Below are 5,231 nucleotides of genomic sequence, written 5' to 3' on the forward strand. Positions count from 1 at the left end.
AAGGTTTCATCCTATTTTACCTTTTTTGGTCTACCCCCTTGACAATTTGCACTTTTTCTTAACTTGTCACAAATGCTAGTGGCCAAAATAACTTTATAGTTTGGTTCAGAGTTATAGATACAGAATTTTGCCTCTCAAGAAAGTCAAATTTGCCTTAGCTAACAGTAAATTTAATAAGTAGCTAATCACAATTAGATTTACAATGATTAAGCAGTTATGCTCAAGCATAGTCAAGTTTTTTGTAGTCAACTAGATAATAGATTTGGGCTAAGCGAATCGCCCTCGCCATCCTCAAAAAGCGAGCTTTCTTTGTTGATAAAAATAGATTAAGCCCCAGCAGCCTCGCCAAAAAAAAGAGCGATCGTCCTCCCCTAGAAAAACAATCGCCCATTCACCTATAATTTCAATTAACATCAAGTCCCGCCCTTCAGAAACTATCCTGTACCCACAATCCCAGATATCCCCCTAGCCTCTTTCTCAGGAGGATGCCAGGGGGAGCGAAAGGCTCTGACGTTAGTTTTTCAAGTTGTGTATACAGCGTAGCCCTTAAGAAAGGCGTGCCGGGGAATAAGCGGCCCTAATCGTCAAACAGTAGACTGCTACTACATAAAACGTTAAGTTGACACGAATGCTACTCGGCGACTTCAGCTTCCGCTTCAGCTTCCGGTGCATCTGGCACATCTTGCTTGATCGTCAAATAGCGAATCACTTCTTCGCTCAGACGCATCGCGCGCTCTAGGGTAAAAATTGCAGCGCCCGGAGCTGTATAGTTCATTTGAACGTATACTCCGTCCCGGTGCTTGCCGATTTCGTAAGCCAAACGGCGCTTGCCGCGGTGCTGAGTTTCGATGTTTTCAGCACCTTGATCGCGCAAAATAGTTTGATATTTAGCGATCGCCTGGTCTGTCATTTCTTCGCCCAAATCAGGGCGCAGAATGTACATAGTTTCGTAAATAAACGGTTTCATGGCAATAATCCCCTTATGGACAACAAGGCTTCTCACGAAGCAAGGACTTATTATCATATCCCAACCATGAACAATCTCAAAACTAAAAAACCAAATTCCCCAAACCACACTCCCTCGCCGTGGAGCACCCTGTGGACGTACAGCCTCATGAGCGCGATCGCACTTTTAATGCTGTTTCCCTTGCTGTGGCTGCTCAGTACCTCCCTCAAATCCCCCAACGAAAACATCTTTCAATTTCCCCCGCAACTGTGGCCGCAACAGCCAACCCTCGAAAACTTCATCAAAGTTTGGCAAACCAACCCCTTCGGCCGCTACCTGTTCAACAGCACCCTAATTGCTGGCCTCACAGTTAGCATCAACGTCCTCTTTTGCGCCCTCGCCGCTTACCCCTTAGCCAGACTCAAATTTCGCGGCCGCGAAGCCATTTTAATCACAATCATTTCCACAATCATGATTCCTTTCCAAATAGTCATGATTCCCCTATATATATTGACAGTACAACTCGGACTAAAAAATAGTTATTTAGGCGTAATCTTTCCTGGGCTAGCCTCAGCCTTCGGCATATTTTTATTACGACAAGCATTTCTAGCAGTTCCCAAAGAACTAGAAGAAGCCGCCCGCATCGACGGCTGCAGCGAATTAGGCATTTGGTGGCACGTCATGATTCCGGCAATTAAGCCTGCTTTAGTTACTTTAGGAATTTTTGTATTTATCGGTTCTTGGAGCGACTTTCTGTGGCCACTGCTAGTTTTAGACAGACCGGAATATTACACTTTACCTTTAGGGGTAGCCAATTTAGCCGGGACATTTTCTTTAGATTGGCGTTTAGTTGCGGCGGGTTCGATTATTTCTATTGTTCCAGTTTTAGGACTCTTTTTGGTCTTGCAAAAATACATTGTGCCAACAGAAACTGCTGCTGGAGTCAAGGGATAGAATCAAGATAAACAATCGGCATTTATCCGCGTTCATCTGCGGTTAAAAATTAAAATCTTTTGAACTCACAACTCACAAAATTTATTTGTGATGTAGGAACGGCCAGAAATCCGCTGGATTGTTGACTGCGCTGGGGTTGTAGATATTATCATCGCTTTTGCAAATGCGATCGATGCCGAAGACTGGCAAAAATTGCGATCGCACCTAGCTGGCGAAAGAGATATCGACTCTTCGGAATTTTGAGGAATCAAACAACCTGTGTTAATTGTCAGCGACAATCCTGAAGTGCATGGCACTTTGCGGGAAAATCGCAATGAAATCTCATTCACAACTGAAATGCGAACTGATTTTTTATAACTAAAAATTTCCGCCTACCTGGGAGTGAAAACTGCACTAGGGTAAGCAATCCGCTTGTGATTGAACTGTTCCCAAACTCGCACAAAAATCTCCGCAATTAGAGACATATCCTCCCGCGTTAAATCCGAATCAATCAACTGATTATCCTGCCAGCGAGCCCTCAAAATCTTATTAACCATACTCAAAGCCTCTTCATGAGTAGCATCCTTGAGCGATCGCAAAGCAGCCTCGCAAGAATCCGCCAGCATCAAAATCCCGGTTTCCCGCGATTGCGGAATCGGCCCATCGTAGCGAAAATCCTCCTCCCTCACTTGGCGACTTGCGATTGTTAACTTTGAATTATCCGCATCTGACAAAACCATCTTTAAATCTTCTATTTCTTTTGCAGCAATTTGCTGCGCTTGGTGGTAGAAGTAAGCAATTAACATTGTACCTTGGTGCTCGGGAATAAACGCCTGAATTGCCTTCGGCAATCGATGCTTTCGCGCCATCACCAAGCCCTCGGTAACGTGCTTTTTAATAATCTCCGCGCTCGCCCAAGGGTCATTAATTTCATCATGTTTGTTTGCCCCGCCCATTTGATTTTCACAAAACCCGAGCGGGTCGTGCATTTTTCCAATATCGTGGTACAATGTCCCAGTTCTGACCAGCTCAACATTGCAGCCGAGTTCCCGGGCCGCAGCCTCCGCCAAACTCGCCACAAACAGCGTGTGCTGAAAAGTCCCCGGAGCCTCGGCAGCCAGCCTCTTCAACAGCGGGCGGTTGGGATTGGCAAGTTCCGCCAGCCGGATCGGCGTAATCAAGTCAAAAACGTGTTCCAAATAAGGGCTGATGCCGAGCGCCACAACGCTCCAAGCCAAACCGGCCAAACTTTGCGCGCCCACGGTACCGAGCACGACGTACCAAATCGCACCGACAGCCGCGCTGGCAATCAAAGTCCCCACCAGATAAACCGTGCCCTGAGTCAAGCCGACAGCCACGCCCAAAAGAGCCAATTCCTCGCGCGATCGCAGCCGCCCGGCCATAAAAGCGCCCAGCAATCCGCCCGCCCCGCTAGCCACCAAATGAATCAAGTCCACATTTAAGCCAATGGGCAGCAGCGCCGACAGCAGCCCCACCACAGTCACTCCCACTGCCGAACCGTAGAAGCCACCCGCTAAAATCCCGATCGCCGGCAAACTGGTCCAAGGCAGCCCCAAACTCACTAGCACCGGCGCGCTCAAAGTCAGCAGCAGCAATAGCAAATGATCTCTGCGGCGCAAGCGGTAGTGCCTTTCCACCAGCAGTACGATCGCAATTGCCCCCGCGACCAAACAAACAAAACCCGTCAGCCCCAGCCAATTCACCCCCCGCCGGCTTAAACCAAAATAGTCCAGCAACACGAAATCTTGCTGCGAGATCTCTTGTCCTTGTGCAACAATTATCTCGCTCTGATCTACTGCGATCATCACCGGTTTCACCTTTTGCGCCGCTAATTCAGCTAGCTGTTTGGTTTCCTCGCGATCTCTCACCAGATTTGGCTGCAAAATCGCTGTTAAACCCTCCACGGCCAAACCTTGGGACTCTAACGGCACTTCATCAGCCACTTGCAGGTTCACGGCTTCTTTCAAAATCTCTTTGGGCAACCCCTGCGGGATACCTTGAGCCACCATCCTTTTGGCCGCCCGACTCATACCGGTTTGGGTTTTCTGCCAAGCTGCATCCGACCAATCAAACAGCGAAGTATCGTAAATCTGGGGCAGCCCCAAAACCGACGGTTTTCCCAGCGCCTCCACAGCATTGAGATAGCGCTGGCGAGCAGAGGAAATACTGTCTGTCAGGCTTTGAAAGTCTGCTGCCCGGACCGATCGGCTGTAAGCTTGCAGTTGAGCGATAGCATCTTGCTGAGACTTGTTATCTGTTGCCGCAGCAATTGCGGGGGAATCCAAACTCAATCGCTCGGAAGTTGCACTTTTATCCCCCGCTTGCGCCAAAATCCAGCGCCACTCCCACTCAGGACAGCTCCGCAAGTAAACCTGAACAGCAAGTGAGAGCGCCGAGGACTTCGCAAACGGAAACAGGCCTACCGCCTCCCGTAGATCGCTCCCATGCTGCAAAAATTGTTGCAATTCTTGATAAATTTGTCGATTGACCGCAGCATCTAGCATTAATATCGCTACAGCCCCGATCCGCGCTGCTTTCCGCTGTTCTTCAGTAGTTTTGTAATCCGGGACGCTAGCAGTAGCAGGAGCCTTAATCGTCTGAGGAGCTTTCGTCCCCACATCCAGTTTCGGCTGGTTGTAGAAGCGGTGGCCCAGAGTGCTGCTTAGGGAAACTACCGCTACCAGCGCCAACATAGGGGAACGAGCTTGATTTTTGAGGCTTGATTTGGAGGTTTTACTTGTAAATTTAGTAGTAAAAGTCTCGGGAAGAAGCCATTTCTGGCGCGACAAACGGCTCAGGAGAGGCCCGCTAGCGCGCTCGGTATCTGCTTTGTTGCTGCCATTTTGCACTTTAGCAATGTGTTGGCGCAGTGAGCGCGCAGCCCCTAGCTGCTCAATCTGCCGCATCAATGAGGAGAGCGTATTCATTTGTGTTGAAGATATATCACTGTTATCCAGCAGCTTTGTCAGAATTTCTGACTAAGCATCTTGATTGATTTTATCTGAACTACCGTTACATAAGACCTACTCACAACTACTCATAACTAGACAAATCTACTCCTGAGTATTGTGAAACTTACTTCCTGCTTCATTCTGGCGGTGTCGGCACTAACCAGTCCACAGGCTAGCCCCGTCTAACTGACGGTTTTTGACAAATTAATCGCTGCATTTAAATCACGGTCCATAACAAAACCGCAATGACCGCATTCAAACACTCGCTCAGAAAGTCCGAGAGTTTCTTTTTTGGTGGAGCAATTAGAGTTAGAGTCGATGGGGAAATCACTTTCCCCACCTCTCATTCAGAACCGGACTTGAGACTTTCACCTCATCCG

Annotated in this window: 5 protein-coding genes; 1 reads left to right on the forward strand and 4 read right to left on the reverse strand. The window is 48.3% G+C overall.

Annotated features, from left to right (window positions below; genetic code table 11):
• Positions 1–631: 631 nt before the first annotated feature.
• On the reverse strand, positions 632–967 hold the full coding sequence (gene rpsF / locus QUB37_RS29080) for a 30S ribosomal protein S6 (RefSeq protein ID WP_015176119.1): 336 nt from the start codon (positions 965–967) through the stop codon (positions 632–634).
• Between the two features lie 15 nt (positions 968–982).
• On the opposite strand from rpsF, the gene QUB37_RS29085 reads away from it, so the two are divergent.
• Entirely contained in the window at positions 983–1,900 is a 918-nt protein-coding gene (locus QUB37_RS29085) for a carbohydrate ABC transporter permease (protein ID WP_333168655.1), read from the forward strand.
• Positions 1,901–1,965: 65 nt separating this feature from the next.
• Here the strand turns inward: QUB37_RS29085 and QUB37_RS29090 are convergent, their stop codons facing one another.
• The 3 genes from QUB37_RS29090 to QUB37_RS29100 form a co-directional block, all read right to left on the reverse strand.
• A complete protein-coding gene (locus QUB37_RS29090) occupies positions 1,966–2,229 on the reverse strand; it encodes a hypothetical protein (protein ID WP_333168657.1) in 264 nt (87 codons plus the stop codon).
• Between the two features lie 42 nt (positions 2,230–2,271).
• Entirely contained in the window at positions 2,272–4,827 is a 2,556-nt protein-coding gene (locus QUB37_RS29095; RefSeq protein WP_333168659.1) for an HDIG domain-containing metalloprotein, read from the reverse strand.
• A 206-nt stretch (positions 4,828–5,033) separates the two neighbouring features.
• A complete protein-coding gene (locus QUB37_RS29100) occupies positions 5,034–5,198 on the reverse strand; it encodes a zinc ribbon domain-containing protein (protein WP_333168661.1) in 165 nt (54 codons plus the stop codon).
• Between the last annotated feature and the right edge of the window lie 33 nt (positions 5,199–5,231).

The organism is Microcoleus sp. AT3-A2 (assembly GCF_036705685.1).
Lineage (GTDB): Bacteria > Cyanobacteriota > Cyanobacteriia > Cyanobacteriales > Microcoleaceae > Microcoleus.

What these genes read in the sequence shown, in the direction of transcription:
- rpsF (WP_015176119.1), bottom strand. Translation starts at nt 967, where the DNA reads ATGAAACCGTTTATTTACGAAACTATGTACATTCTGCGCCCTGATTTG.
- QUB37_RS29095 (WP_333168659.1), bottom strand. Translation starts at nt 4,827, where the DNA reads ATGAATACGCTCTCCTCATTGATGCGGCAGATTGAGCAGCTAGGGGCT.
- QUB37_RS29085 (WP_333168655.1), top strand. Translation starts at nt 983, where the DNA reads ATGGACAACAAGGCTTCTCACGAAGCAAGGACTTATTATCATATCCCA.
- QUB37_RS29100 (WP_333168661.1), bottom strand. Translation starts at nt 5,198, where the DNA reads ATGAGAGGTGGGGAAAGTGATTTCCCCATCGACTCTAACTCTAATTGC.